Raw genomic sequence first — 24928 nt, 5'->3', positions numbered from 1 at the left:
TCGTGGGGGCACTGCTCCTGGGCTTCGTCGCCCTGGAGGACTCCACCCCGCGCACCGACGCCCGCCCGTCCCCCGACGCCCCGGAATGCCGGGTGACGGCGAAACTGGTGCCGCCGTGCGGTGCCTGGTTCGGGGCGTACGTCCGGCACGAGAAGCCGGATCTGGAGGAGAAGGTCCTCGCCTACGAGAAGCGGATCGGCCGCAAGCTGGACATCGTGTACGCGTACCACGACATGTCCACGGACGATCTCGAAGGGCAGCTCGTCACCGAGCAGGAGCGGAAGGTCGGGCAGGAGCGGATGCTGCTGCTGTCCTGGGAGAGCAAATGGTGGGGCGGTACGGACGCCCAGCAGCCGCGCTGGACCGATATCGCCTCCGGCGCGTACGACGAGAGCGTCATCGACGTCCAGGCGAGGCGTATCAAGGAGTACGGGAAGCCGCTGTTCCTCTCCTTCGATCTGGAGATGGACACCCGGATCCCCGACGACGGGACCCCGGAGGAGTTCACGGCCGCCTGGCGGCACATCCACGACCGGTTCCGGGAGCTGGGCGTCACCAATGCGGTGTGGACCTGGACCATCACCGGCTATCCGGGCTACAACGAGCTGGTCCCGAAGCTGTATCCGGGGGACGCGTACGTCGACTGGATCGCGTACAACCGCTACAACTACTACCGCTGCCACGACACCGGCTGGGTCTCCTTCGGGGAGACCCAGCGCGATGTCCACCGGTGGATCCGGGAGAACCTCTCGGACCGCAAACCGCTGATGCTCTCCGAGTTCGGCTCGGCGGACGATCCGTCGCGGCCCGACCGGCAGGCCGAGTGGTATGCGGAGGTCCCGTCGGTGGTGAAGGAGCTGGACGGGGTGCACGCCGCGCTCCAGTGGAACTGGCGCGACCCCGGCCCGTACTGCGATCTCTCCCTGGCCCGTGACTCGTCGTGGAAGAGCCTCGGCGACGCCGTCGCGGACCCCTTCTTCCGGCAGAACCGCCCCTGGTGAACCCCGCCGGGGGCGGCCCCCGGACCCCTGCGTCCCGGGCCCCGGACCGCTGGGCCCCGGACCGCTGGCCCCGGACCGCTGGGTCTCAGCCCGCGAAGACCGGTCCGCGGACGGCCGCCCTGGCCCGCCGGTACCAGCGCCAGCCCGCCGTCTTGAACGATTCGGGGAACGGCGCCACCGGCACCCCGGTCCCGGCGAGCCACGCCTCGACGTCGGCGACCGTATGCGTACGGCGCACGATCAGCCGGGCGATGCGGTAGGTGTCGTCGGTCTGCGAGCTGAGCGCGTGCCGGACGGCGACCGCGGAGGCGTAGCCCGCGCGCAGGGCGGCCTTCCGCACCCCCCGGCTGCTGTAGCCGTGCGGATAGGCGAGATGGGTCACCTCGTGCCCGAGGAGGTCCTCCAGCACCTCGCGCGGTTCCCGCAGTTCGCGTTCGAGGGCGCCTTGGCGCAGGGTGTCGAGCTGGGGATGGGTGACGGTGTGGGTGCCGATCTCCATACCGTACTGCTCCAGGAGCGGCACCTGGTCGAGGGTCATCATCGGCGCGGGCGGCAGCAGGCTCCGGCCGCCGGGGGTGATCGCGCCCGTCGTCAGATAGGCCGTGGCGGGCAGGGAGCGTTCCGCGAGCGCCTCCGCCGTCGGCCCGGGCAGATCGGCGAAACCGTCGTCGATGGTGAGGATCACCGGCCGTTCGGGCAGCGGCGCGCCGGCGGTGAGACGGGCCACGAACGCGCCGACGGTCACCGGGGTCCGCCCGGAGGCGACGACGGCGTCGAGCTGGGCGGTGAACTCCCGGGGCGTGACGGTGAACTCGGCGATCCACGCCGGGGGGTCGTCCATGACGGCGTGGTACAGCAGGACCGGGATATACGGTCTGCCCGGGTTCGTCGGGTCGTTCATGGCTGCTCCTCGCCCCGTGGCTCCCACGGCGGCCGTACGCCCCGCACCCTGCGGCGCGCCCTGGCGTAGCCGAGGGGTCCGGCGAGCATGCCCCGCCGTTCCAGCTTCGACAGCTGCCGTGGCCACGGATAGTCGTGCGTGCCGTGCGCCCCGGGCACGGCCCCGCCGCCGGAATCCCGGTGCGGACGCGGCTGCGGGTCCGCCGGTACGGAGTCCCGGTGTGCCGTGATGGTACGGGCGTGGGCAAGGCCGCGGGGCAGTTTGCGCAGCAGCGACGGCAGCAGGGAGGGGTGGCGGACCAGCAGGGCGGTCAGATAGGCGGTGAGCCCGGCGCCGTAGCCGTACGCCTGGTTCGTCAGGTCCTGCCAGGTCTCCCGGTGGTGGTGCCAGACCAGCGCCTCGGGGCTGTAGCGCAGCCGGTGGCCGCCGGCGAGGACGCTGACGAAGGCGTAGAGGTCGTCGCCGCCGCGGGCGGGGGTGCCGGTGCCGGTGGCCGGGTCGAAGCCCCCGGCGGCGCGGAGGGCGGCGGCGCGGAAGGCCATATTGGCGCCGGAGCCGAAGCTGCCCGCGGTGAAGGGGAACAGCGGTTCGTCGGCGGGCGGCAGCGCCGGATCGTAGGTCTTGGCGGCGAAGCCCTTGGCGAAGCCGCCGTGGCTCTCCAGCAGGATCTGGGCGGGGGTGCCGAGCAGGGCGGGGAGGATCAGTCCGGTGGTGCAGCCGAGCCCGGGGTCGTCGGCGAAGGGCCGGGTGAGGGCGGTCAGCCACTGCGGATCGGCGATGACGTCGTCGTCGGTGAAGGCGACGATCTCGCCGTCGGCGGCGGCCACACCCCGGTTGTGGGCGATGGCGAGTCCGGGCACGGGCTCGGTGACGTACCGCACGGACACATCCCGGTGCGCGTACTTCGCGACCAGGTCTCTGGTCGCGGTGGTCGCGGGCGCGTTGTCGACGACGACGATCTCGTAGTCGGGGTGGTCCTGGCCGAGGAGGGAGTCGAGGGCGCGGGCGAGCTGGTCGGCGCGTTCCCGGGTGGCGACGACGACGCTGGTACGGGGCGGGGTGCCGGTGGCGTCCGGGGCGGCGGGCAGTCCGGTGCGGGCGAGCCGGGCGCGGGCGTGGGCGGCGACGGCGTCGGCGGGGTTCTTGCCCGCGGGGACCTTGCAGACGACGGTGGCGACGGGCCTGCCGTGCACCCGGACCAGGGCGTAGACGTCGTCACCGCTCTCGATGGGCGCGGCGGGCGGCAGGGCGGGTCCGAAGGAGACGACCTCGCCGTCGGGTCCGGCCAGGTCGAGCTGGGCGACCCGGATCGGGGTCGGCAGTACGGGCGCGGCGGGGGCGGCCGGCGGCGGGGGCTGGGGTGTCACGGGTGCGGGTTCTTTCTTCGGTTTCTTCGGTACGGGGCCGCTCGGCGCGGCGGGGTGTCCTGCGGACGGCTCCGGGATACGGGGGCGGGCCCGGCGGGCGGCTTCCGGACCGGGTGGTACCGGTCCATCGTCCGGCCCCCGGCTCGGTCCGGCGCCGGGCGGCCGGCGCCCGGGCCCGGGCCCGGAGGCATCGACCGGCGCGAGGTGTCCGGCCCCCTCCCCCGGGGACGGACACGACCCGGTATGGGTACGGATCCGGGTCCGGTCCGGAAACGAGTCCGGGGCCGGGATCCGGGTCCGGGATCCGGGGCCGGGCGCCCTCGGCCGAGTGGCGGCCGCCACCCCGGCCCGGGCCGGACCCGGTACGCCCCGGGCCGGGGTCCGGCCCGGCATCCGGCGGGACCATGTACGTCCGGTCTCATCCCCCGGCCTCCGCGTCAGCGGACCGCGCGGAGCTTCGCGAGGCCGCTGAGCGTCCGCTGAGCCTGCGCGGCGAGCTTCGGGCGTTCCCGGACGAAGCCGTGGGCGCGGCGCGGCGGCTCGCGCAGCAGCCAGTGCAGCGCGGCCCCGGGCTTCGGCCGCAGTACCGCGCCCTCGTGGACCCGGAGTTCCCCGGTGTGCAGCGAATCCTTGTACTCGGCGTCGCCGCGCCCCAGGTCGAGCAGGGCGATCCCGGCCGCCGCCGCGCCCTCGGCCATCCGCAGATGCAGCACCAGACCCGGCGAGTACTTGGCGAACTCCGGATCGTAGGAGGGAAACCAGCAGGCGAGGAGGGTTTCGGAGCGGAGCCCGAAGTGCGCGGCGACCGGGCGGTCGGCCACGTACAGCACGGACAGCACCCCGGAGCAGCCGGGATCGTCGGAGGCGTGCAGTCGCCGGACGAGTTCCGCGATCCACTCCTTGGCGAAGCGGTCGCCCCGGCCGGTGCGGCGGTACTGCGCGGACTTCCACGCCATGAGCGTCGCCAGCGCCGCCGGGTCGCGTTCGTCGAAGACGAACCGGACCTCCCCGGCCTGCCGGGCGAGCCTGCGCTCCTTGGCGAGGGTGGTCTTGAGGAACTTCGGCGCCCGGACCCGCAGCACGTCCTCGTAGGCCGGGTAGCCGCCGGAGACGTCGATCACCGGTGAGCGAAAGGATTCAGCGGCGGCGGGGACGAACAGCTCCTGGCCGTCCTCCAGATTGTCGAACTCGAACACCGAGAGTCCGCAGGCGGCGAGCAGCTCGCGGCCGGTGAGCCGGAGGCCGGGGGCGAGCACCGCGCCCTGGCAGTCGGAGACGCCGAGGCCGACGGCCCGGCCGCGACCGAACGCGGAGCGTTCGAAGGGCAGGAACCCCACGGGTTCGGCCGCTTCGCCGTCTCTCCACAGAACCGCCACGCGGGTCTCCGGCCGGACCCGGCCGACGGCCAGGGTGAACCCCGGCTCCATGAAGGGGCTGGCGGGCGCCCCTTCGGCGATCGCGGCCCGGCGCAGTGCCCGCCAGGCCGCCAGTTCGCGCTCGCCCAGCTCGGCGGGTGCCAGCACCCGCACACGGATACCGCGCACGGTGCCGGCGGCGGCTGCGCCCGGCGCGTCGACGAGGCTCATCGGACCCCCGGCCTCCCCTGAGTTCTCCCGGAACAGGACGGTACCGGGCCATTGCCGACAGGATAGACAGCCCCGGCGAGGTGTGCCGTTGCTGTGAAGACTTGGGGAGGACGTTACCGCCGGGAAGTCCGGTTCCGGCCCCGGGGTGCGGAACGGGCGGGCTCGGGCTTGACCAACTGATATTCGAACACGGTCGGTTGATCGTAGGATTCTTACGCTTCCGTCCCCCTGCGGGAGTCCGACGTGTCCGGGAAGGACTCTGTCTCCAGTGACCTCTTCAGCGCTCGTCGCCCATATACGTCAGAAAACTTCCGCGCTCGAACCGTTTTACAGGCATCTGCCCGGCTTTATGGCTTCACCGGCGCCGGGCCGCAGATGGTGAGCCGGGACACCCGGGCGGCCGCCCGGACCGGACGCGGCTCCGCGTCCCGCCCCTCGGCCTCCCCCGTACCCTCCCCTGCGTCCCCGCCCGCGCCTCCGGTGCGGACTCCGCTCTGGTGGCCCCTGCTGACCCTGGCGGCCGTCGCCGCGGCGGCTGCGGGCGCCGCCGAGTACACCCCCGTCGACTGGCGCCGGATCGTCACGGGCGCCGCCGCGGGCGCCGCGGTGCTGCTGTTCTGCTGGGTGCTGCTGCTGGCGCGGCTGCTGCGCCGGCAGCGGATGAGGTACGCCGCGGGCCGGCGCACCGACGAGGCGCGCGCCGCCGAGGTGGCGCATCTGGCCTCCGTACGCGTCCCGGCGATCGCCGAGCGGCGGCGCGAGGGCCGCGGACTGGACGATGTCCCGGGCCCCCTCTCACCGGCCGCCGACACCGGTGAGGAGTTCGCCGCCGCGCTGGACCTGATCGTCGCCGCGCTCGGCTCGGACGAGGCGGTCCGCCGCGAGCGGGCGCTGCGCGACGCGGTCCAGGCGGCCTTCGAGTCCGTCGCCCGCCATATGCACGCCATGGCCACGGTCCAGCAGCAGGTGCTGGACGAGGTGGAGCAGAACATCGAGGACCCCGAGCTGATGTCCGGGGTGATGAAGGCGGACCACGCCGCCGCGCAGATGACCCGCAAGGCGCAGACGCTGCTGGTGATGTGCGGGGTGTGGCCGGCCAGGCGGGAGAACCGCCCGGTGTCGCTGTACGACTGCGTGCGCGGGGCGCAGTCGCGGATCGTGGAGTTCGCCCGGGTCGAGGTGCACGGCGGCCAGTCACTGTACGTCGTACCGCCCGCGGTCGAGGGCGTGATGCACGCGATCGCGGAACTGCTGGAGAACGCGACCGTGTTCTCGCCTTCGCGCACCCAGGTCGTGGTCACGGTCCGGGAGGTGGGGTCGGGGGCGGTCGTGGAGATCGACGACGCGGGCCTCGGAATGGCCCCGGACGTCCTGGACCAGGCCACGGCCCGGATCCGCGACGAACTCGACCTGGCGAATCTGGGCGCGGTGCCGAAGCTGGGTCTTGCGTGCGTCGGCCGCTGGACCCGGGAGCTGGGGTTCGGCGTGGAGCTTTCGGCGGCCTCGGCGTACGGCGGGACCCGGGCGGTGGCGTTCCTGCCGTACCGGCTGCTGACCGAGCCGCTGTCGCACTTCACTCAGGGCGGTACGGGTACGAGCGCGTACGGCCGCGGGCCGGGCGCCCGGGAGGCGGCGGGGCCGGGGGGCGGGCCGGGGATTCCCGCGGGCCGTGCTCCGGTGGCGTACGGCGCCCCGGAGGCCGGTGGCGGACGCTCCGCCCGTACGGCCCATCCGTACGGCAACCGCCCGCCGGAGGCGCGTTCGTGGGGCGCGCCGGACGGTCCGGCCGTCCCGTCGGCGGGCCCGTCGGCCGGGGAAACCCGGGCGGCCCTGCCGCGCCGCCGCAGCAGGCGGGGCGCGGCGGTCGAGGCGGCGGCCCAGCAGGCCCTGGGCCCGCGGGTGCCACCCGCCGAACGCCCCCTGCACCCGGCGCCGCAGCCCCCGATCCCGCCCGCGCCCGCGATGCCGGAACGGGCCGCGGGCTGGAGCCCGGAGGACGCGCGGGCTTCGGTGGCGAACGTCCTGTCGGGCACCCGCCGGGGCCGGGCGACGGTCGCGGAGGCGCGGGAGCGGGCCGAGGCGGAGGCGTGGCCGGGCGACAGGTACCGGGACACCGGTCACGGGGACGCGCCGCACGAGGAGGCCGCGCCCGCCGCGTACGAGCCGCCGTACGACTCCGACGCCCACCACACGTACAGCAACACGACCTACGGCACCTCGTACGACAGCCCTTACGGAACACCCCCCACCGACGCCGTCTCCCCCCGGGCCGACGGCGGCGCCCCCCGCCCCCCCGAACCAGACGTCCACCATGGAGGCAGACCGTGACCGGGTTCATTTCGACACTCCCCGACGTGGGCTGGATGCTCAGGCCGCTGATCGAAATCCCGGGCGTCCGGCACGCCGTCGTCGTCTCGGAGGACGGCCTGCGGCTGGGCCACGCCTCGGCGCAGCGGCTCCGGGGCCCGGTCGGCGAGCTGAGCGTGGCGCAGGCCGAGTCGCTCTCGGCGGCCTGCGCGGCGATGAACATGACGGGCAGATCCACCGCGTCGCTGCTGTTCGGCGCGGGGGCCGGGATGCGGCAGCTGATGCTGGAGTCCGAGCACGGCTTCGTCCTCTTCTCGCAGGCCGGGGTGGGTGCCCATCTGGCCGTGGCGACGGGCACCGACGCCGATGTCGGCCTGGTCGCCCAGCAGATGCAGCTGCTGGTGGCCAAGATCGGGGCACACTTGAGCAGTCAGCCGAGGGACCCCGTGGCCGATACACGATGACGGACCTTCCGGAGGAACGCCCCGGGCAGGGTCCGGAACAGCGGACCACCCCGGCGGTCAGGCCGTATGTGATCACCCAGGGTCGTGCGGGCACCGGTGCCGAACCGCTGCCGTGGGAGACCCTGGTGATGGCGACGGACGCCGCGTTCCCCGCGTCCCTCCAGCCGGAGCACCACATGATCCTCCGGCAGTGCCAGGGGCTGCTCTCGGTCGCCGAGGTGGCCGCGTACCTCGGGCAGCCGCCGTCCGTGGTGCAGGTACTGCTGGCCGACCTCGTCGACTGGGGCCTGGTGGTGCTCCGTCCCCCCATTCCACCGGCCGATCGCACCGATGTGACCATGCTGAGAAAGGTCCTCCATGGCCTCGAACACCGTCTCTGACCCCCGGGACCGGGACACCCCCGGTGAGCGGGGCCCGGGACACGGCCCGGGACACCGGAGCCAGTCCGCTCCCGCCGCCCTTCCTGCCGCTCCTGCCGTTCTTCCTGCCGCTCCTGCCCCCGCCGGCGGCGGCGCTCCCGGGAAGTACGTCCCGGCGAGCGTCAGGGGCGCGGCCAAAATCCTGGTCGTCGGCCCGCTGGGGGTCGGGAAGACCACGCTGATCGGCACGGTCTCGGAGATCAAACCGCTCTCCACGGAGGCGGTGATGACCCAGGCGGGCGCGGAGGTCGACACCCTGGTCCGGGCCGGGAAGACCACGACGACCGTGGCGCTCGACTTCGGGCGGATGACCATCGACGGCGCGCTGGTGCTCTATATCTTCGGTACGCCGGGGCAGCAGCGGTTCCTGCCGGCCTGGCGGGAGCTGGCCCGGGGCGCGCTGGGCGCGCTGGCGCTGGTGGACACCCGCAATCTGGCGGCGTCCTTCGACGCGCTGGGCAATCTGGAGGATCTGGGGCTGCCGTTCGCGGTGGCGGTCAACGACTTCCCGGGCAGCCCGCGCTATCCGGAGGAGGAGCTGCGCGGTGCCCTGGACCTGCTGCCGGGCACCCCGCTGGTGTACTGCGACGCGCGGGACCTGCGGTCGTCCGTGGGGGCGCTGATCGCGCTGCTGGAGCATCTGATCGACGACGACGCCCCGGGCCGGGACACGGCCGCGGGCGGCCCTCGGTGACCTATCCCCCGCAGCACGCCTACCCCGCGTCCCGTACCCCCGGCGGCCGCTGTCCGGTGGCGCCGTCGCTGTACGGTCCGGAGCCGGACGGCCGTGCGCTGCCCGCTTTCTACGAGGAGCTGCGGCGCGAGTACGGGCCGGTGGCACCGGTCACGGTGGCGCCCGGGGTCTCGGCGTGGCTGGTGATCGGGCACCGCGAGGTGCTCCACCTCACCCGTGAGGAGGGGGACTTCTCGCACGATCCGCGCCGCTGGTCGCTGCTGCGGGAGGGGCGGGTGCTGCCGGAGTCGCCGATCATGCCGCTGGTGGGCTGGCGTCCGGCGCTGCTGTACGCGGACGGGCAGCAGCACCGGCGGATGCGGGCGGCGGTATCGGAGGCGATCGCCCGGATCGACGGCCATGAACTGCGGCGCAGCGTACGGGCGACGGCGGAGGAGCTGATCGTGTCGTTCGCCGCCCGCGGGGAGGCGGACCTCGTCGCCCACTATGCGCAGAAGCTGCCGTCCCAGGTGATCATCCGGCTGCTCGGTCTTGACGAGCGCACCGGCCAGCAGCTGATCTGGGCGATCACGGGTACGGTCGCGGCGAACGCGGACTCCGTGAACGCCAGCAGGCGGATGGGGGCGATCCTCTCCGAACTGGTCGCCGAGAAAAGGTCCCACCCCGGCGACGACCTCACCTCCACGCTGCTGGGCCACCCGGCACGGCTCACCGACGAAGAGGTGGTGCACAACCTGGCGGTGATGTTCCTGGCGGGCAACCACACGACGGTGAACTGGATCTCCGCGACCCTGCGGGTGCTGCTCTCCGACCCCGCGTTCCGCTCCTCCCTCGCGGGCGGCCATCTGACCGTGGACGACGCCCTGGACCTGGTGCTCTGGCGCCACCCCCCGACCCAGCACTTCCCGGCCCGCTACGCCACCCGCGACCTGGTCCTGGGCGGCCGCGCGATCCGCGCTGGCGATATGCTCCTCCTCGGCCTGGCGGGCGCCAACCAGGACCCGGCGATCCTCCCGCCGGACGGTGCCCCGGTGGTGGGCAACCGCTCCCATCTGGCGTTCGGCGCGGGCCCGCACGCCTGCCCGGCGCAGGACCCGGCCCGCCTGATCACCCGCACCGCGGTCGACACCCTCCACCACCGCCTCCCGGACCTGCGCCTGTCCGTCCCCGAGTCCCAGCTGACGTGGCTCCGCTCCCCGTGGAGCAAGGGCCTGGCGGCGCTGCCGGTGCGGTTCGGGCCGAGGCGCTGACGCGGTCAGGGGCGGGTCGTCCCGGGGGAACCGTCGACCAGCGGTTCCGCCGTTCCCGCGGCCCGGGTCGCCGCCCGGACACCCGTCTTCGCCCGGTCGCACCGACCCGGGCCTCAGGGCGTACCGCCCGGCTCCGGTTCCCCGGTCGTCCCGGTCCGCCACAGGTGCAGTTCGCTCGCGTTGCGCAGACCCTGTTCGACCTGTTGCCGCTCGGCGTCCCCGAGTTCGATCGCGGCCAGCCGCAGGCGCCACTCCTCGACGGGTTCGTACTCCTCCAGCGCGGTGGCCAGTTCGATCAGGGTGGCCAGCGTCCGGGCCAGGTCCACGGCGGGCGCGGTGTCCCCGTACCGGCGCAGGGCGGTGGTCAGCACCCGCAGGGCGGTCCGGTCCTCGTTCTTGAATTCGCTGAAGATCCGCGCGTTGTCCAGCGCCTTGGCCAGCCCCTCGAACCGCTTCGACCCGCCGTACTCCAGCTCCTCGGGCTCGTCCCGCCGGATGAAGATGATCCCGTTGCCGGAGGGGTCGACCAGGGTGAACCGGCTGGCCCCCGGCCGGAAGCGGGTGATCCTCGGCCGCCCCTTGGCCAGCACCTTCCCGTACTTCTCGCGCATCGCCCGGGTGAACTCGGCATGGTACGGCGCAACCGCGTCCACCATGATCAGACACCCGCCGCCGTCCTCCGCGCCGGGGTCCAGATGCTTCGGAGCACCTCCGAAGTGCAGCTCGAACCCGCTCCATCGGAACGCCAGATAGATGTACGGCCGCCGCTGCTGGTGGATGACCTCGAAACCGAGCGCCTGGTAGAACTCCAGCGTCTCGTCGACCGACACGCACGGCATCACCGGCACCGCGGTCTCGTTCGGCCGCATCGTCTCTTCCGCCATCTCGCCACCTCTCGGGTTCCCGCCCCGGCCGGGGACCTCCCAAGAGTGGGGCAGATCGCCTCTCCTCGCCTATGGGACTTTTATCTGCCCTTTATCCATGCAGCTCGGCGGGGGTTGGACGAAAGCAGGAAGGCAGGCCGGGATCATCGAGAGGCTCGTCTCAGCGATCAGCCGGGTTGGTACTCCTCATGAGGTACCGCGAGACCCCAGACCGCCGCGAAAGCGGCCGCACACAGCTCGGCCACCACGGGGTCCATGACCACTTCCTCACCGGTCATCGTCCCGTTCCCGGCGAAGTGGTTGAACAGCACGGTCGTACCGTCGAAGAGCCAGAAATCATTGCCGGGAAGAGCCAGCCCGGACGCCCGGCGGCGGGGCAGCCACCGCACCTCTTCCCCGGCCTTGATGTTGTGGCCGGTGGTCAACTCGTACTCGTAGCGCACATAGGGCGAGACCGGTTCGGAGACCACGCGGGCCCGGTGCACGGCCACACCACGTGCCACTCCGGATCCGATGAGTTCAATCCACCAGGGCCAGCGTTCCGCCGGATCGAAACGATCCCCCCGCACCCATTGCCGGTAGTCGTCGTCGAGCCCGTACCCGTCCCTCATCTCCAAGTGGTACGCACTGCTGCGCACGGAGCGGAACAGGTTCTCGAAGACAGAGTCGGCCATCGCGTTCGCCTCTCATGAACACAACATCCCTGACCGCCCATGGTCTCCGGAGCCCCTGTGCGCGGCAAGCAGCGCCCGGTTGCGGGCTCGGACACGGGCGCGCCTCCGTACCCGGCCTGGATTTATTCGACTACGCCAATATCGAGATCGGCGTATAGCCCCCGTTCGGCAGAGCCCGTACGGTCGTCCCGCCCCGTCCAAGCAGGTTTGATGAACAGGAGGTTGGGCGCATGACTCGTCAGGGATTAACCAGGCTCACCGGAAGCGGCAACGGCGAGTGCGGGAAGAACGACTGCCCCAACGTGTACCGGACCACGACGGGATCGTTCGTCGTGCAAGGTCCGGTGTCCGATGAATTCACTCCACCGAACGGTGAGGCACTCGTGGAGATCCCCGAGCAGGTGTTGAGGGAGGCCGTACGTGCTCTTGGCTGGTGAGGCGTGGGCCGCACGCTTCGAAGACTACCGACAGGAGGCATGGCGTCTGGAGACGCTGCCGCAGTACCTCGTTCCGCAGGAGGAGGAGGAACTGCAGGCATTCCGGGACGGCCTCCGTCCGGATCCGGCGTCGGTCTCCGACGACTACATCGACCAGCTCCGCCGACAGACCCGCGAGGGCCGCGTGAAGGGCCGGGTGCACATCGTGCGCCGGCCTCTGTCGGAGTACCTTCGCTTCGAGTTCGCCCGTTACTACGCGCCACATACACTGGCCGGCGAGCAGATCCGCATCCTCGATGTCACCGAGCGCGCCAACCCCCTGGTAGGCGTGCAGGACTTCTGGATGTTCGACCGCACCGAGGTGGTACTGATGAACTACCACCCGGACGGAAGACAGATCAACCGCCGGGTTCACGAGGGCGATACGGCACCCTTCATCGAGTACCAGCGCATCGCCGTCGCCGCATCCGTGCCTTACGAGGAGTACGTCAAGGGCATTGACCTTTGAGCCCCAACGGCTGGGCCAGTCGAGATCCGATCTGGCCGAGGCCCTGAGAGAACTGCGGAAGCGAGCCGGGAAGACTCAGACCTGGCTCGCCCGCCGCTGTGCCATGTCACAGACGAAGATCAGCAACATCGAGAGCGGGAAGGCACCCCCCGCTCTCGTCGATGTCGAGTTGATCATTGAGGCCTTGGGGGCAGAAGGCCTTGTGGCCGATGAGCTGCTCGCCCTCGTCCGGGCGGCGAACACCGAGTGGCAGGACGACTGGTCGTCACGGCGGCGGGGCCTGGACAAGAAACAGAACGAACTGGCCCGTCTGGAAGCGGTAACAACAGAGTTCCGGTTCTTTCTGCTCTCCATGATCACAGGGCTTCTCGCGACCCCCGACTACGTACGGGCGAGCATCGCGGATGTACCGGGGGACCAGTCCAGGACCATCGCCCAGAAGCTCGAACGCCAGAGCGTGCTCTACAGCCCGGAGAAGTCGTTCACCTTCTTGCTGACCGAGCAGGCTGTCCGCTGGCCCCTGCTTCCGCCGCTCGCCATGGCCATGCAACTGGACCGGCTCGCCTCGGTCTCCCGTATCCCGACCGTCCGTCTGGGCATCATTCCGCTGGGTGGCCACATCAACGAACGCCCCCTCAGCACCTTCACCGTGTATGACCGGAGACTCGCCACGGTGGAAACCGGGACGGGTGCACTTGTCCTCAGAGACCACCGGGACGTGGAGGCATACCGCGACGACTTCGCACGGTACGAGCAGCACGCGCTGTTCGGCCGGGAAGCCCGGACGCTCCTCTCCGACTGGGCCGGGATCTTTACCCGACAACACCAATAAAACACCAGGTGAAGCGCGTTTCGCGGGAACATCCATGGCGTACCGGAGCGAGCCCGGAGGCACCGGCCCCGGCCCGTCCTGACATGGATTCAGAAAGGCACCCCCATGACCGATCTGTATGGCATCCCCCTCGACGGAACCGAGTTCTCCCGCGCTTGCGGCGGTAACACCCACCCCGACGGCGAGTCCTGCGTGACCCTCGCCCGGATCGGTGAGGACGTCTTCGCCCTCGCGGACAGCAAGCGGCCCGATCTCGCGCCGCTGCGGTTCGACCGGGCCGAGCTGGACGCCGCCGGGATCGACCCCGCGCGGTTCGGGCTCTCCGTCTGACCGCCTCGCCGACCGGCCCCGCTCCCCCGCGGGCGGGGCCCTTCCCCAACGGAGGGACCGGGTGCACCACCACGGCTACAGCTGGACCGGCGAGAAGCGCGCCTTCGACGACGAGGCCGTACGGCGCCCCCCGTATCCCGATCCGCCGCCGCCCGCAGCGCCCGGGGACGCCGTCGCGCAGCGGCTCCTGGAGCGGTATCGCGAGGTCGTCGCCGAGTTCGCCGTCACCGGGGTGCCGCCCATGGAGAGCGCCTACTGGCTGGTGAAGCCCGCCGCACTGGTCCGCGGGACCTGGGAGGAGCCCAAGGAGGCCGGCGCCTGGCTGGCGGAGCGGCTCGCCGAGGCCGCACCCCGGTTCGCCGTACGGACCGAGTCCGACCCCGGGCGGGCCGAGCGGCTGGTACGGGACGCGGTCGAGCGCCTCGGCCGGGGCGGGGACGTGTCCCTCGGGCACTACCTGCGCGGCCCCCTCTTCCACTCCCTCGCCCTTGTCACCTGCTCCCCGAACCGCGTCCGGCCCGAGCTGGGCTGCCCGCTGGACAGGTGATCGAAGAGAACCCGCCGAGGCCGATGAGTTTCGGTACGGTCCCCGGTCAGAGATCATGACTGGCCCGCCACCGGAGGGTGGGCCGGACCCGAGACACCGAGGAACCAGAACATGCGCACCCTGATCAGCACCGCCTTCATCTCCCTCGACGGTGTCGTGGAGGCCCCGGGCGGCGAGCCCGGCTACCGGAACTCCGGCTGGACCTTCCAGCACACCGACTTCCTGCCCGAGGCCTTCGCCATCAAGGGCCGGGAGCAGGGCGAGGCCACGGCGATACTGCTGGGCCGCACCAGCTACCAGGCCTTCAGCCCGGTCTGGCCGACGATGGAGGACTTCGCCGACTACAAGGAGATGCCGAAGTACGTCGTCTCCACCACCCTCGGCGAGGGCGATCTGGTGTCGAACTGGGGCGAGACCACGATCCTGCGCTCGGTGGACGAGGTCGCCGCGCTGAAGGAGACCGAGGGCGGCCCGATCATCGTGCACGGCAGCGCCACCCTGAACCACGCCCTCTCGGACGCCGGTCTGATCGACCGCTACCACCTGCTGGTCTTCCCGCTGCTCCTCGGCGCGGGCAAGCGCCTCTTCAGCGCCTCGGACAAGGACGTCCAGAAGCTGAAGCTGGTCGAGCACGAGGCCTACGCCAACGGCCTTCAGCTGAACGTCTTCGACGTGGTCCGCTGACCGGGCGCCCGGCCCTCCGCAGCACCGGCGCCGCTGCCGGGCCCATGGCCGGAGCCCGGCGGCGCGGCTCCGGCCGTCTTGGACACCCGAGCCCCTCGGAAGACATCATTCGAAACAGGCTGACGGAGCCTATTGGCCTTTCTTGAGAACAGCGGCAGCAAGCTCGATGCGATCCCTCAGTTGCCGCCCGGCCGACTCAAGCGTCTTTCGATTGTCGCGAATGAGGGCCCGCTGATATTCGCTTTGGATCGAATAATGAATGCCTGCGAAATCGACCCGCTCCTTGCACTTGACGTCCGCCACGGCCGCCCTGACGGCCTCGGGACCGGATGAGTCTTCCTGACTGATCCCGAGATCTTTCATCGGATTTCGAGGGTTCCGTACGGAGAATCCGGCGTCCTTCATGCATACGGACCAGCGCCCGTCGACCTTCACGCCTCGCCCATCACTGACGCTTCGAGATTCCGCCTCCCTTTTCAGGGAAAATGCGAACATGATGTCAACAGCACCCGGGCGAGGTGCGTAAAGCTTCAAGAACGACTCTCTGGTGCACCCGCCTACGGGCGCCACCCTTCCGTTGATCATTGGCCCGCCCTTCTTTCGCTCGGCCTCTTCCTGGCTTGCCGGAAGATCGCCGGGAGAAAGGTCGGAGGCGCCGACGAGAGCGGTACGCTCTGCCTCCGTACGAGCAGGTCGGACCTCGCCGCTCGAATTCTCTTCAGATTCCTTCTGCGGCCCGTACCCATATTTCGATGCGACGTTCAGGTCAAGGAGACCGAAAACGCGGCTGTGCTTTTTATCGTCCGCCACCGGTGAAGGCTTCGGGGGAGTGTAATGGAACCCGAGGCGCGCCATGCATTCCTTCAGCAGGACGCCTTGGGCTTCGTCGAGGGTCCGCTGCTCCTGGGCGGTTGGTTCGTAGTCGTCCAGGGGAAACCTCAGATCCTGCACAGCGAGCGCGCCGGGCCGGCTGGTCGATCCTTCGACTACCTCCTCCCTTGCCTCCTCCGTGGCGTTGCTCTTTCCCGAGCACGCAGCAAGAGCGGCGACCAGACCGGCCACCATTGCCGCGACCAGCGGGCTATTGAGTTGACGGCGTGATCGCATGACAGCGCCCCTGCTTCTCGCATAGTCGGCAGAATAACGCCACCGCCCCCCTGCGGGGCGGGGCGGTGGCTTAGAACTACCCGCGGTTGCCGTTACGGCTTCCAGATGTCCCGCATGGTCTTGTTTCCGGCCGAGGACAGGGCATTCTTGTAGTTCGTAGAAGCGTTTCCGGAGTATCCGGCAGGTATCGACCCCTCCAAACCTCCACCCTTGTAACCGGTGAAGACGTAGAAAGTCTCGTGCGCGCGATTCCAGTACGAGGCGGCGTCGTTGTCGACCAGCCTCCCTATTCCACTGCAATTCAGGAGAATCGAAGGCGACTTGAAATAGTTGTTGCGGAAGTCGGCATCCCCGACCCAGATGTCGAAGACGCAGCCGGCATTGTTGGAGTTGTAGTAGAGGCCGAATTCGGTGTCATCCAGCCTTCCGTCGTCCTCGGCGGCGTTTGCAGTACCGGCCATGGTCAGGGAAATGCAGACAGCCGCAGCTACCGAGAGCGCCGATCGGCCGAAACGCATCTTCAATGTTGACTCTGTCATCACTTACTCCGGAGTTCTGATGCCGCTGGCGGCATTGAGTTTCGACCTGGGGAAGGTTGAGCGCAGGGCCGCATATGCGAGCGCCCGTCGTTGCCGAGCACATGACAGCGCGGCAACGACGACCGGTCCCTGCGGACCTGGAAGAAACCTAGAACCTGGAGTGCACTTGAGATCAAGCATCGCGATACGACCTCGCCGGCCTGATCGACTGTCACCGCCCGCCGGGCTCCCCGCGGCTCCTCGGCTCGGGCAGCAGATCGGGCACCACGGACAAGGACGTCCGGAGGCTGAAGCCGGTCCGGCACGAGGTGTACGCCAACGGCCTCCGGCTCAACGTCTTCGACGCGGTCCGCCGACCGGGCGCCCTGCCCTCCGTATCAGCCGCGCGGCGCTGCCGACCCTCCGCCGGGCCGTGCAGCGCGGAGGGCGGCTCCGACTTCGGCCGCCATGGCCAGCGCCTCGGACGACAACGACTCGGAGGCCTCGAAGGCGGTGAGGACCAGGCGCCCGGCATCCCCGGTCCTGCGGACGTCGACCAGGATCTCGCTCCCTTCGTGGAAGCGGAGGGTGAAGACCGGATCGAGATCCATCAGGAAGTCGAAGCCCTCGCGGTCCTCGTCCGAGAGCGGTTCGGGGCCGAACACCGCCTCACAGGCCCAGTCGTCGCCGGTGACGCGGACCGTGACCAGGACTTCGTACCCACCCAGGCACAGGGACGTGTTCGCCCACCATTCGAGCGCCGCCGTCGCCTGGTAGCTGTCCATCTCCCCAGTATCCCCAGTGGCCTGTGCCCCGGGTGACCCCCGGTATACCCCCGAGGAGGAGGCGGCCAGGGAGCGGATCGACGAGGGCGGCCATGAGCCCGGGGGTCCGGCCGATGGCGCCGGGTCAGGTCCGCTTGCGGCTCGCGATCACATCGGAGAGATGCTGCACGTCGGCGGGGTCCGCGTCCCGGGCAAGGGCGACGTAGTGGTCCATGACGGCCGGCCGGTAGCGCACGGGAAACGTCTGCCCCGGGGCGAGTCGGGTGAGTTCGGTGATCGTGAGGCCTTCGTCAGCGATACCGCGGAACGAGGTGCCGCCGGCGGTCTCCACGTCGAACATCAGGATCACGCGTGGATTGCTGTTGACCTCCCGCCAGTCGACGAGAACGCCGATCGCAAGCGCCCCCGTACGCAGTTCCGCATTGCGCTTCCGGGCATCACTGCTCAGGAGCGGGTTCGGGGCGACGCCCGGGAAGTCGGGCCCTACGCCGAGCGACTCCCGGCTCAGGTCGGGTCTGAGCTGCGCCATCAGATCGTTGTGCTTCTTCTTCGAACCGAACATCCTGGCCCCTCCCTCACACCGGTGCCGAAATCTCGGCCCGGCGCTTCGCCCTCACTGCGAGTGTACGCAGCGGCCGTTCCCGACCTCCGTCGCATCGCCCTGTCCTCGGGCGGGTGCTCACCCGGCGTAGGGCCGGGCGGCGTCAGCGGTGCGCACTGCGGGCAGGCGTACCGTACGGCGTTCTCCACCCAGCGGACCGGCACCGGTGCGTAGGTGATCCGGCCGCACCGGAGGCAGTTCGCCGTCAACAGGCACGGCGCGGGACCGGTGAGCGCGGTCGCCCTCACGGATAGATGTCCGGCGGTACGAACAGCTCCGCCCAGACGTACTTGCCGGGCCCCACCCGGTTCTCCACCCCCCACCGGTCGGCCAGCTCCGCCACCAGCCACAGCCCGCGCCCGCCGTCCGCGTCGGGCGCGGGCATCCTCAGCGAGGGCCGTCCGTCCCCGGTGTCGTGGACCTCGATCCGCAGCCCGCCGGGGGTGCGGGCGCACCGGGTCTCGATCTGGCGCCCGGCCGCCGCACCGTACCGGACCGCGTTCGTCACCAGCTCGGAGAGGACGAGCGCGGCAAGGTCCTCGATGGCGGAGAGCCCCCAGCCCGCGAGGGCCTTGCGCAACCCGAGCCGGGCTCTGCCGACGCTCCGGGGGTGGCGGTTCCACCGGGCGGTCCATGTGCCGCCGCTACAGGGCCCGTTCATATCTGCGCTGCTCCTCTGAGTACCCGCACAAAAGCGGAGGAACCTCTATCAACTAACCGGAATCATCTGATCCTTAGTCGGATCAGGTGAATTGCACTGCACTTGATGGTTCCAGGATGGTGGGCGGGAGTTAGCTTCACCAGGTCGGAAGCAGTGACACCAAGGGGGTGTCACGAGGGGAGACGGCCATGGGGCGACGCCACGACAACTCCGGAGCAGCAGCAACGTCGGCGGCACTCTTCGGGGAGCTGCTGAGACACCACCGCGAGCGGGCGAACCTCTCACAGGAGCAGCTCGCGGCCCGGATCCCCTGCGACCGGTCGCTGGTCACGCGAGTGGAGGCGGGCACGCGGGTCCCTCAACTGCCGTTCGTCACCCGCTGCGACGAGCTGCTGGGTGCGGACGGAATGCTGGTGAGCCTGTGGTCACGGGTGAACTGGTATCCGCAGGTGGACCATCCGGACTGGTTCCGTCGGCGGGCCGAGATGGAGGCAGAGGCGACAGCGCTGAGGGAGTTCCAGACACAGGAAGTGCCAGGGCTGTTGCAGACCCCTGGTTACGCCCACGCCCTGTTCTCTCAGGTGTTGAACGAGACCGCCGCGCAGGAGCGGGTCGCCGCAAGGATGAGTCGGCAGCAGCGGTTTCTCGCGCCGGACGGACCGCTGTTGATAGTGGTGCTGGACGAAAGCGCCTTGCGTAACCTCGTGGGAGACGCCGCCGTGATGCGCGGGCAGTGCGCACATCTGCTCGCCATGGGCCGACGCCCGAACATCCGCATCCACGTCGCGCCCGCTGGCGCACAACTGGTTCGGCCTGCGAATTCCCTCTCCCTGATCACCCTGCCGGACGGGCATCAATGGGTGTACTCGGAGTCGTTGGACCGGGGCCACTTCGACAGCGATCCGAGCATCTACGCCCGGCACGTCCGTACCTATGATGTGCTCAGAGCGGACGCCCTGTCCGCACATGAGTCCGCCGCATTTATCAGCGACTTCGCGGAAGGGTACTGGGCAGATGGAACAGCGTCCGGGCACTGGGACATGGGTCAAGAGCAGCTACAGCGCCAACAATGGCGGCAACTGCGTCGAGGTGGCCCACGTATCCGGGGACACCGCCGCCGTCGCCGTACGTGACAGCAAGAACCCCACCGGCCCCCACCTCCACCTCACCCCCCGGGCCTTCGCCGGGCTCATCGGCTACGCGAGAGGCACCGGCGTCTGACGGGTCGCCGGTGGGGTGCGGCGGCCCCTGGGTGGCTGCCGGGCTGCGGCGGCGGTGGTGATCGCGGACACTGGCCCCGTACACCGCCGTACGCCCGCCCACCGGAAGGACCGCCGCCATGAGCAGCACCACCCCCGCCGATCCCGGCGCCCCCGTCGTCGCCGTCACCGGGGCCTCCGGGCGGCTCGGCGGCCGGGTCGCCCGGCGGCTCGCCGAGCACGGGGCGGCGGTCCGGCTGATCGGGCGGGATCCGGCGCGGCTGCCCGAACCGGCCGGCAGCAGCAAGGCCCGGATCGGGTCGTACGGCGACGAAGAAGGCATGCGCCGGGCCTGCGACGGCGTCGGGACCCTCTTCCTGGTCTCCGCGCACGAGGACCCGGGCCGGGTGCGGGAGCACCAGATCGCGCTGGACTCGGCGGTCGCGGCCGGGGTGGAGCGGGTGGTGTACGTGTCGTTCCTGGGCGCGGCGCCCGAAGCGACGTTCACCTTCGCCCGCGACCACTGGTACACGGAGGAGTACATCCGCGCCTCGTCCCTGCGGTACACGTTCCTGCGGGACAGCCTCTACCAAGGGGGGATCGCCGCGATGGCGGGCGCCGACGGGGTGATCCGGGGTCCGGCCGGGCAGGGCCGGGTGTCGGCGGTGGCGCACGACGACGTGGCGGACGCGGCCGTCGCCGTACTGCTCGGCGAGGGCCACGACAGCGCCGTGTACGACCTGACGGGACCGGCCGCGATCACCCTGGCGGAGGCGGCGGAGGAACTGTCCCGGTTCTCGGGCCGGACCGTGACCTACGTCCCGGAGAGCCACGCGGAGGCCCTGGAGTCACGCGCCTCCTTCGGCGCCCCGGAGTGGGCGGTCACGGGCTGGGTCAGCTCCTACGAGGCGATCGCATCCGGCGAACTGGCGCTCGTGTCGGACGCCGTCCCAAGGCTGGCGGGGCGCCCGGCGCAGTCCTTCGCGGACTATCTGCGGGAGCACCCGGAGGCGTACGCGCATCTGCGCTTCTGACGCCCGCCGGAGCCCGCCGGGTTACCGAGGGGCCGCAGGAACGCGGGGCGTCTGGGACCGTGCGCTGTGTCCGAGTTCGGGTCCGAGGCCGAAGTAGTGGCGGAAGTTGTAGACCAGGGGGGTCCAGGCGGCGGGGTCGACGTACTGGGTACCCGGGACGACAATGTCCGCCGCCGCGTGCACCCGCAGGACGCCCGCCTCCACGATCAGGAACTCGCCCGCGCCGTCGTGCCGTACCGCCGCCGCCCGGGCCTCCAGCTGGAGCGGGCACTCCGCCACCCTGGGCAGGGAGACCACTTCCGAGGGCACGGGGGTGAGACCGGCGGCGGCGAACTTGTCGGGCTCGTACGTGACGTGGCCCCGCGGATCGTCGGGAGTGTGCGGCCGGCCGGTCAGCCCGCCCAGCAGCTCCACCTGCGGCCACAGCCCGGGGCCCGGCAGGTTCAGGACGAGTCCGGAGCGTCCGGCGAGCAGATTGCGGCCCGTCTGCCCGTCCGGACCGAGGCCGAGGACGACGGTGTGGCCCAGGGCCCAGGCGGACGAGACGGGCGCCAGGTTCGCCGTGCCGTCCTCGTTCAGGGTGGTGAGCAGGACCACGGGGGTGCCGAAGTAGAGGATGCTCGGCGTGATCGTCACCGCCGCGGACGGGGACGGGGACGGGAGCAGCGAGGTTGTTTCCATGGCCGGAACCGTAGGACGGCAATACTTCGGCGGCCGCCGAAGCGATACGGCGCGACAATCGAAGGATGGACACCCGAGAATCCGGGCGTGATCTCGCCGCCGTCGCCTCGCTGCTCGCCGATGCCACCCGGGCCGCGTTCTGTCTGGCCCTGCTCGACGGACGGCCCTGGAGCGCCGGGGAGCTGGCCCGGCACACCGGTGTCGCGGCCTCCACGGCCACCGGGCACCTCCATCTGCTGGTCGCCTCGGGGCTGCTGGTGGAGGAGCGACGGGGCCGCCACCGGTATGTCGCGCTGGCGGGGCCGGAGGTCGCGGGGCTGGTGGAGTCGCTGGCCGCGCTCGCCCCGGGGGTCTCCCGGGTTCCGCCGCGTTCGCTCTCGGCGGCCCGCACCTCCCGGGCCCTGGCCCGGGGCCGGACCTGCTACGACCATCTGGCGGGTGAGCTGGGGGTAGCCGTCACCGATGCGCTGACGGGCCGCGGTTTCCTCGACGACCGCGGCGGGCTGGCGCTGACCCCCGAGGGCCGGGCCTTCCTCACCGGCCTCGGTATCACCCTCCCGGTCACCCGCAGACCGGCGGTGCTCTCCTGTCTGGACCTCACCGAACGCCGCCCCCATCTCGCGGGCGCGGTGGGCGCGGCGCTCTGCCGCCATGCCTTCGACGAGGGCTGGATCGTCAGGACCGGATCCACCCGGGCCGTCGCCGTCACGGAGAAGGGGGGCCGGGAGCTGTCGAGGCACTTCGGCGTGGACGCGGGGGCCGCACGGGCGGCGGTCCCGGCTCTGCGGGCATCCGGCTCCGGCTGAGCCACCGCACTCCGGTTCCGGCGACGCCCCGCCTCCGCTCGGCGACCGCCCCGAAGGGCCCTGTCGGGCTCCGGAAATCCTGTTGACCGGGGGCGGCCGGAGCATGAGAGCGTCGCCCCCGGCGGCATCAACGGGGGGACGGTGGGCGTGACCGGTACCGATATGGCGCGCGGTCTGGGAGCGAAGGACATTCCGCCCGGTCAGGGCCTGTGGACGCCGGACTTCCGGCTGTTCTTCACCGCGCGCACCGCCTCGCTGCTGGGGGACGCGATGCTCCCCGTAGCGATCACGGCGGCCGTGCTGCGGGCGGGATACGGAACGAGCGGGGTCGGCTATGCGCTCGCTGCGCTCGTCGCGCCGTTCGCCGCGCTGATCATTTTCGGCGGGGTGATGTCCGACCGCTTCGGCGCCCGGCGGCTGATGATCATCTCCGATGTCGCCCGGCTGGGCTCCCAGGGAGTGCTCGCGCTGCTGTTCCTGCTGGGCACACCGCCGTTGTGGCAGATCCTGGCGCTGCTGGCGCTGATCGGTGCGGGCAGCGCGCTGTTCCAGCCGGGAGTCGCCACCGTCACCCCGCTGATCGCCCATGACGTGCAGAAGGCCAATGCCACGCTGCGGGTCGCGGAGTCCGTCGCCGTCGTGATCGGGCCGTCCGTGGCCGGCCTCCTGCTGGTGGTCTCCTCACCGGCGGTGGTGGTCGGCGTCGACGCCCTGACCTACGCGGTGAGCGGCGTCTGTCTGCTCCGGCTCCGTTCGGTCCCGATGGGTCCGGCCGGACGGGCCGGCGCGTCGACGTTCCGGGCCGATCTGGTGGAGGGCTGGCGGGAGTTCCGGGCCAGGACCTGGCTGTGGAGTGTCATTGTCGTCTTCATGCTCTGGCAGCTGGCCGGAGCCGGGCCGACCACGACCCTCGGCAACAGCACGCTCGTCACCGACCACGGGGCATCGGTGTTCGGCCTGGTCATGTCGTCCCTCGGGGCGGGAAGCGTGGTGGGCGGGCTGATCGCGATGCGGTTCCGCCCGCGGTATCCGCTCCGGGCCGGCGCCCTCTCCATGATCCTCTGGGTGCCCATGCCGCTGAGCGTCGCCCTCGGCCTTCCCGCGCCGCTCATCGCGGTCTGCTACGGCGTGAGCGGCGTGGGCATGGCGTTCTGGATCGTCATGTTCCACACGAGCGTGCAGACGCATATCCCGCATGACGTCCTCGGGCGGGTGCACGCCTATGACGCGGCCGGTTCACTGGTGATGAAGCCGGTCGGGCAGGCGGTGGCCGGCCCGCTCGCGCTCGTCGTGGGCACCGTGCAGCTGCTGTATGTGTCCGCCGCCATGGCGCTGGTCGTCAGTGCCCTGCTGCTGGCGATCCCGGCCGTGCGCGGCCTGAAGCGCGCACCGGGCATGCCCTGAGGAAGCCGGGAAGAGGCGCTCAGGCCCGGACGCCCGCCCGCCATACCTCCCGGACCAGCGGCACCCCCGGCCGGTAGGCCAGATGGACATGGCTGGGGGCGTCGAGCAGGACGAGGTCGGCGCGGGCGCCGACCGCGATCCGGCCGATGTCCGTACGGCGCAGCGCGGCCGCGCCGCCCGCGGTGGCGGACCAGAGGGCCTCGTCGGGCGTCATGCCCATGTCCCGTACCGCCAGGGCGATGCAGAACGGCATGGACGAGGTGAACGACGAGCCCGGGTTGCAGTCCGTGGAGAGGGCCACCGTCGCGCCCGCGTCCAGCAGACGGCGGGCGTCCGGCCAGGGCGCGCGGGTCGAGAACTCCGCCCCCGGCAGCAGGGTGGCGACCGTGGTGCCGCCTCCCAGGGCGTCGACGTCGGCGTCCGTCAGATGGGTGCAGTGGTCGGCGCTGGCGGCGCCCAGTTCGACCGCGAGCTGGACACCCGGGCCGTGGCCGAGCTGGTTGGCGTGGACCCGCGGGACCAGTCCCTTCGCCGCTCCGGCGGTGAGGACGGCCCGCGCCTGGTCGCCGTCGAAGGCGCCCTGCTCGCAGAAGACGTCCACCCAGCGGGCGTGCGGGGCGCAGGCGTCGAGCATGGGGCCGGTGACGAGGTCGACGTATCCGGCGGGGTCGTCCGCGTACTCGGGGGCGACGATATGGGCGCCGAGATAGGTGGTCTCCTCGGTGTGCCGGGCGGCGATCCGCAGCGCGCGGGCCTCGTCCTCGACGGTGAGGCCGTAGCCGGACTTGGTCTCGAAGGTGGTGGTGCCCTGGCGCAGCGCCTCGGTGAGATAGCGGGTGACGTTGGCGTCGAGTTCGTCGTCGGTCGCGGCGCGGGTGGCGGCGACCGTGGTCCGGATACCGCCCGCCCGGTAGGCACGGCCGGACATCCGGGCGTTGAACTCGGCGGTGCGGTCCCCCGCGAAGACGAGGTGGGAGTGGGAGTCGACGAAGCCGGGGATCGCGGCCCGGCCCCCGGCGTCGTACCGTTCGTCGGCCTCGGGCGCCCGGTCAGCGGGGCCCGCCCAGACGAACCGGCCCCCGGCCATGACGACGGCGGCGTCGGGGAGCAGCCCGAGGGGGGTTGCGGTGTCGCCGGTGCCGGGGGTGTTGGTGACGAGGCTGCCGATGTTGGTGACCAGGGTGGTGGGGGCGGGGGCGGCGGTCATGGGGTGGCTCCGGGGGTGGGGGCTGCGTTCTGGTGCGGGG

At 71.3% G+C, this 24928-nt stretch carries 29 protein-coding genes; 17 read left to right on the top strand and 12 right to left on the bottom strand.

The window, feature by feature from the left end:
- The first annotated feature begins 2 nt into the window (after positions 1–2).
- A complete protein-coding gene (locus tag ACIQ9E_RS24810; RefSeq protein ID WP_403710473.1) occupies positions 3–1001 on the top strand; it encodes a glycosyl hydrolase in 999 nt (332 codons plus the stop codon).
- An 85-nt stretch (positions 1002–1086) separates the two neighbouring features.
- Here ACIQ9E_RS24810 and ACIQ9E_RS24805 read toward each other — a convergent pair whose 3' ends face one another.
- The 3 genes from ACIQ9E_RS24805 to ACIQ9E_RS24795 all read right to left on the bottom strand — a co-directional run bounded on the left by ACIQ9E_RS24805 (position 1087) and on the right by ACIQ9E_RS24795 (position 4855).
- Positions 1087–1902, bottom strand: coding sequence for a polysaccharide deacetylase family protein (locus tag ACIQ9E_RS24805; RefSeq protein WP_403710471.1), 816 nt, complete (start codon positions 1900–1902; stop codon positions 1087–1089).
- Positions 1899–3269, bottom strand: coding sequence for a glycosyltransferase (locus ACIQ9E_RS24800; protein ID WP_403710469.1), 1371 nt, complete (start codon positions 3267–3269; stop codon positions 1899–1901). Before ACIQ9E_RS24800 ends, ACIQ9E_RS24805 begins: the two co-directional genes overlap by 4 nt.
- 437 nt (positions 3270–3706) lie before the next feature.
- Complete coding sequence (locus tag ACIQ9E_RS24795; RefSeq protein ID WP_403710467.1) at positions 3707–4855, bottom strand: GNAT family N-acetyltransferase; 1149 nt, start codon at positions 4853–4855, stop codon at positions 3707–3709.
- Between the two features lie 375 nt (positions 4856–5230).
- Here ACIQ9E_RS24795 and ACIQ9E_RS24790 point away from each other — a divergent pair, with 375 nt between their 5' ends.
- From ACIQ9E_RS24790 to ACIQ9E_RS24770, 5 genes are all read left to right on the top strand, one after another.
- On the top strand, positions 5231–7183 hold the full coding sequence (locus ACIQ9E_RS24790; protein ID WP_403710465.1) for an ATP-binding protein: 1953 nt from the start codon (positions 5231–5233) through the stop codon (positions 7181–7183).
- Positions 7180–7626 (top strand): roadblock/LC7 domain-containing protein, encoded by a 447-nt coding sequence (locus ACIQ9E_RS24785; RefSeq protein ID WP_006348888.1) that lies wholly within the window; start codon positions 7180–7182, stop codon positions 7624–7626. The genes ACIQ9E_RS24790 and ACIQ9E_RS24785 overlap by 4 nt, the downstream gene beginning before the upstream one ends.
- On the top strand, positions 7623–8006 hold the full coding sequence (locus ACIQ9E_RS24780) for a DUF742 domain-containing protein (RefSeq protein ID WP_006348887.1): 384 nt from the start codon (positions 7623–7625) through the stop codon (positions 8004–8006). The genes ACIQ9E_RS24785 and ACIQ9E_RS24780 overlap by 4 nt, the downstream gene beginning before the upstream one ends.
- Before the next feature lie 178 nt (positions 8007–8184).
- Entirely contained in the window at positions 8185–8739 is a 555-nt protein-coding gene (locus ACIQ9E_RS24775) for an ATP/GTP-binding protein (RefSeq protein WP_063838401.1), read from the top strand.
- Positions 8736–9989 (top strand): cytochrome P450, encoded by a 1254-nt coding sequence (locus ACIQ9E_RS24770; protein ID WP_403710462.1) that lies wholly within the window; start codon positions 8736–8738, stop codon positions 9987–9989. The genes ACIQ9E_RS24775 and ACIQ9E_RS24770 overlap by 4 nt, the downstream gene beginning before the upstream one ends.
- A 113-nt stretch (positions 9990–10102) precedes the next feature.
- Here the strand turns inward: ACIQ9E_RS24770 and ACIQ9E_RS24765 are convergent, their stop codons facing one another.
- Positions 10103–10873 (bottom strand): glyoxalase, encoded by a 771-nt coding sequence (locus ACIQ9E_RS24765; protein WP_403710460.1) that lies wholly within the window; start codon positions 10871–10873, stop codon positions 10103–10105.
- A gap of 167 nt (positions 10874–11040) precedes the next feature.
- Complete coding sequence (locus tag ACIQ9E_RS24760; protein ID WP_403710458.1) at positions 11041–11547, bottom strand: DUF6879 family protein; 507 nt, start codon at positions 11545–11547, stop codon at positions 11041–11043.
- Between the two features lie 230 nt (positions 11548–11777).
- On the opposite strand from ACIQ9E_RS24760, the gene ACIQ9E_RS24755 reads away from it, so the two are divergent.
- The 6 genes from ACIQ9E_RS24755 to ACIQ9E_RS24730 all read left to right on the top strand — a co-directional run bounded on the left by ACIQ9E_RS24755 (position 11778) and on the right by ACIQ9E_RS24730 (position 14885).
- Entirely contained in the window at positions 11778–11984 is a 207-nt protein-coding gene (locus ACIQ9E_RS24755; RefSeq protein ID WP_403710456.1) for a hypothetical protein, read from the top strand.
- Positions 11968–12492 (top strand): DUF6879 family protein, encoded by a 525-nt coding sequence (locus ACIQ9E_RS24750; RefSeq protein WP_403710454.1) that lies wholly within the window; start codon positions 11968–11970, stop codon positions 12490–12492. The genes ACIQ9E_RS24755 and ACIQ9E_RS24750 overlap by 17 nt, the downstream gene beginning before the upstream one ends.
- Entirely contained in the window at positions 12482–13324 is an 843-nt protein-coding gene (locus tag ACIQ9E_RS24745; protein WP_403710452.1) for a helix-turn-helix domain-containing protein, read from the top strand. The genes ACIQ9E_RS24750 and ACIQ9E_RS24745 overlap by 11 nt, the downstream gene beginning before the upstream one ends.
- A gap of 105 nt (positions 13325–13429) precedes the next feature.
- The gene (locus ACIQ9E_RS24740) at positions 13430–13654 is read left to right on the top strand and encodes a DUF397 domain-containing protein (RefSeq protein ID WP_403710449.1); all 225 of its coding nucleotides are present in this window, start codon (positions 13430–13432) and stop codon (positions 13652–13654) included.
- A 61-nt stretch (positions 13655–13715) separates the two neighbouring features.
- Positions 13716–14201, top strand: a complete 486-nt coding sequence (locus ACIQ9E_RS24735; protein ID WP_403710447.1) for a hypothetical protein — start codon at positions 13716–13718, stop codon at positions 14199–14201.
- 111 nt (positions 14202–14312) lie between these two features.
- Positions 14313–14885, top strand: coding sequence for a dihydrofolate reductase family protein (locus ACIQ9E_RS24730; RefSeq protein ID WP_403710445.1), 573 nt, complete (start codon positions 14313–14315; stop codon positions 14883–14885).
- Positions 14886–15014: 129 nt separating this feature from the next.
- Here the strand turns inward: ACIQ9E_RS24730 and ACIQ9E_RS24725 are convergent, their stop codons facing one another.
- The 5 genes from ACIQ9E_RS24725 to ACIQ9E_RS24705 form a co-directional block, all read right to left on the bottom strand.
- On the bottom strand, positions 15015–15992 hold the full coding sequence (locus ACIQ9E_RS24725; RefSeq protein WP_403710443.1) for a hypothetical protein: 978 nt from the start codon (positions 15990–15992) through the stop codon (positions 15015–15017).
- Between the two features lie 92 nt (positions 15993–16084).
- On the bottom strand, positions 16085–16531 hold the full coding sequence (locus tag ACIQ9E_RS24720; protein ID WP_403710441.1) for a hypothetical protein: 447 nt from the start codon (positions 16529–16531) through the stop codon (positions 16085–16087).
- Between the two features lie 377 nt (positions 16532–16908).
- Positions 16909–17295, bottom strand: coding sequence for a hypothetical protein (locus ACIQ9E_RS24715; RefSeq protein WP_403710439.1), 387 nt, complete (start codon positions 17293–17295; stop codon positions 16909–16911).
- Positions 17296–17419: 124 nt separating this feature from the next.
- Positions 17420–17857, bottom strand: coding sequence for a hypothetical protein (locus ACIQ9E_RS24710; RefSeq protein WP_403710437.1), 438 nt, complete (start codon positions 17855–17857; stop codon positions 17420–17422).
- 283 nt (positions 17858–18140) lie between these two features.
- Positions 18141–18557: an ATP-binding protein gene (locus ACIQ9E_RS24705; RefSeq protein ID WP_403710435.1), complete on the bottom strand. Its 417-nt coding sequence runs from the start codon at positions 18555–18557 to the stop codon at positions 18141–18143.
- A 188-nt stretch (positions 18558–18745) separates the two neighbouring features.
- Here ACIQ9E_RS24705 and ACIQ9E_RS24700 point away from each other — a divergent pair, with 188 nt between their 5' ends.
- From ACIQ9E_RS24700 to ACIQ9E_RS24690, 3 genes are all read left to right on the top strand, one after another.
- Positions 18746–19690, top strand: coding sequence for a Scr1 family TA system antitoxin-like transcriptional regulator (locus ACIQ9E_RS24700; RefSeq protein ID WP_403710433.1), 945 nt, complete (start codon positions 18746–18748; stop codon positions 19688–19690).
- Positions 19647–19778 (top strand): DUF397 domain-containing protein, encoded by a 132-nt coding sequence (locus ACIQ9E_RS24695; protein ID WP_403710431.1) that lies wholly within the window; start codon positions 19647–19649, stop codon positions 19776–19778. The genes ACIQ9E_RS24700 and ACIQ9E_RS24695 overlap by 44 nt, the downstream gene beginning before the upstream one ends.
- Before the next feature lie 118 nt (positions 19779–19896).
- Complete coding sequence (locus ACIQ9E_RS24690) at positions 19897–20790, top strand: SDR family oxidoreductase (RefSeq protein WP_403710429.1); 894 nt, start codon at positions 19897–19899, stop codon at positions 20788–20790.
- Between the two features lie 21 nt (positions 20791–20811).
- Here ACIQ9E_RS24690 and ACIQ9E_RS24685 read toward each other — a convergent pair whose 3' ends face one another.
- Entirely contained in the window at positions 20812–21471 is a 660-nt protein-coding gene (locus ACIQ9E_RS24685; RefSeq protein ID WP_403710427.1) for a flavin reductase family protein, read from the bottom strand.
- A gap of 65 nt (positions 21472–21536) precedes the next feature.
- Here ACIQ9E_RS24685 and ACIQ9E_RS24680 point away from each other — a divergent pair, with 65 nt between their 5' ends.
- Together ACIQ9E_RS24680 and ACIQ9E_RS24675 are read left to right on the top strand one after the other, a co-directional pair.
- Positions 21537–22277 (top strand): ArsR/SmtB family transcription factor, encoded by a 741-nt coding sequence (locus ACIQ9E_RS24680; RefSeq protein WP_403710425.1) that lies wholly within the window; start codon positions 21537–21539, stop codon positions 22275–22277.
- 162 nt (positions 22278–22439) lie between these two features.
- Entirely contained in the window at positions 22440–23681 is a 1242-nt protein-coding gene (locus tag ACIQ9E_RS24675; protein WP_403710619.1) for an MFS transporter, read from the top strand.
- A 19-nt stretch (positions 23682–23700) separates the two neighbouring features.
- Here the strand turns inward: ACIQ9E_RS24675 and hutI are convergent, their stop codons facing one another.
- Entirely contained in the window at positions 23701–24888 is a 1188-nt protein-coding gene (gene hutI / locus ACIQ9E_RS24670) for an imidazolonepropionase (RefSeq protein WP_403710423.1), read from the bottom strand.
- Positions 24889–24928 lie beyond the last annotated feature (40 nt).

Source organism: Streptomyces sp. NPDC094448 (assembly GCF_044763775.1).
In the GTDB taxonomy this organism is placed as follows: domain Bacteria; phylum Actinomycetota; class Actinomycetes; order Streptomycetales; family Streptomycetaceae; genus Streptomyces.
Note: the sequence above shows the minus strand (reverse complement) of the source record. Positions and strands in the feature narration are given on the sequence as shown.

Coding starts and splice junctions, on each gene's coding strand:
- ACIQ9E_RS24805 (WP_403710471.1), bottom strand. CDS start 1,902: ATGAACGACCCGACGAACCCGGGCAGACCGTATATCCCGGTCCTGCTG.
- ACIQ9E_RS24795 (WP_403710467.1), bottom strand. CDS start 4,855: ATGAGCCTCGTCGACGCGCCGGGCGCAGCCGCCGCCGGCACCGTGCGC.
- ACIQ9E_RS24790 (WP_403710465.1), top strand. CDS start 5,231: ATGGTGAGCCGGGACACCCGGGCGGCCGCCCGGACCGGACGCGGCTCC.
- ACIQ9E_RS24780 (WP_006348887.1), top strand. CDS start 7,623: ATGACGGACCTTCCGGAGGAACGCCCCGGGCAGGGTCCGGAACAGCGG.
- ACIQ9E_RS24765 (WP_403710460.1), bottom strand. CDS start 10,873: ATGGCGGAAGAGACGATGCGGCCGAACGAGACCGCGGTGCCGGTGATG.
- ACIQ9E_RS24760 (WP_403710458.1), bottom strand. CDS start 11,547: ATGGCCGACTCTGTCTTCGAGAACCTGTTCCGCTCCGTGCGCAGCAGT.
- ACIQ9E_RS24755 (WP_403710456.1), top strand. CDS start 11,778: ATGACTCGTCAGGGATTAACCAGGCTCACCGGAAGCGGCAACGGCGAG.
- ACIQ9E_RS24740 (WP_403710449.1), top strand. CDS start 13,430: ATGACCGATCTGTATGGCATCCCCCTCGACGGAACCGAGTTCTCCCGC.
- ACIQ9E_RS24730 (WP_403710445.1), top strand. CDS start 14,313: ATGCGCACCCTGATCAGCACCGCCTTCATCTCCCTCGACGGTGTCGTG.
- ACIQ9E_RS24725 (WP_403710443.1), bottom strand. CDS start 15,992: ATGCGATCACGCCGTCAACTCAATAGCCCGCTGGTCGCGGCAATGGTG.
- ACIQ9E_RS24720 (WP_403710441.1), bottom strand. CDS start 16,531: ATGACAGAGTCAACATTGAAGATGCGTTTCGGCCGATCGGCGCTCTCG.
- ACIQ9E_RS24715 (WP_403710439.1), bottom strand. CDS start 17,295: ATGGACAGCTACCAGGCGACGGCGGCGCTCGAATGGTGGGCGAACACG.
- ACIQ9E_RS24710 (WP_403710437.1), bottom strand. CDS start 17,857: ATGTTCGGTTCGAAGAAGAAGCACAACGATCTGATGGCGCAGCTCAGA.
- ACIQ9E_RS24705 (WP_403710435.1), bottom strand. CDS start 18,557: ATGAACGGGCCCTGTAGCGGCGGCACATGGACCGCCCGGTGGAACCGC.
- ACIQ9E_RS24700 (WP_403710433.1), top strand. CDS start 18,746: ATGGGGCGACGCCACGACAACTCCGGAGCAGCAGCAACGTCGGCGGCA.
- ACIQ9E_RS24690 (WP_403710429.1), top strand. CDS start 19,897: ATGAGCAGCACCACCCCCGCCGATCCCGGCGCCCCCGTCGTCGCCGTC.
- ACIQ9E_RS24685 (WP_403710427.1), bottom strand. CDS start 21,471: ATGGAAACAACCTCGCTGCTCCCGTCCCCGTCCCCGTCCGCGGCGGTG.
- ACIQ9E_RS24680 (WP_403710425.1), top strand. CDS start 21,537: ATGGACACCCGAGAATCCGGGCGTGATCTCGCCGCCGTCGCCTCGCTG.
- ACIQ9E_RS24675 (WP_403710619.1), top strand. CDS start 22,440: ATGGCGCGCGGTCTGGGAGCGAAGGACATTCCGCCCGGTCAGGGCCTG.
- hutI (WP_403710423.1), bottom strand. CDS start 24,888: ATGACCGCCGCCCCCGCCCCCACCACCCTGGTCACCAACATCGGCAGC.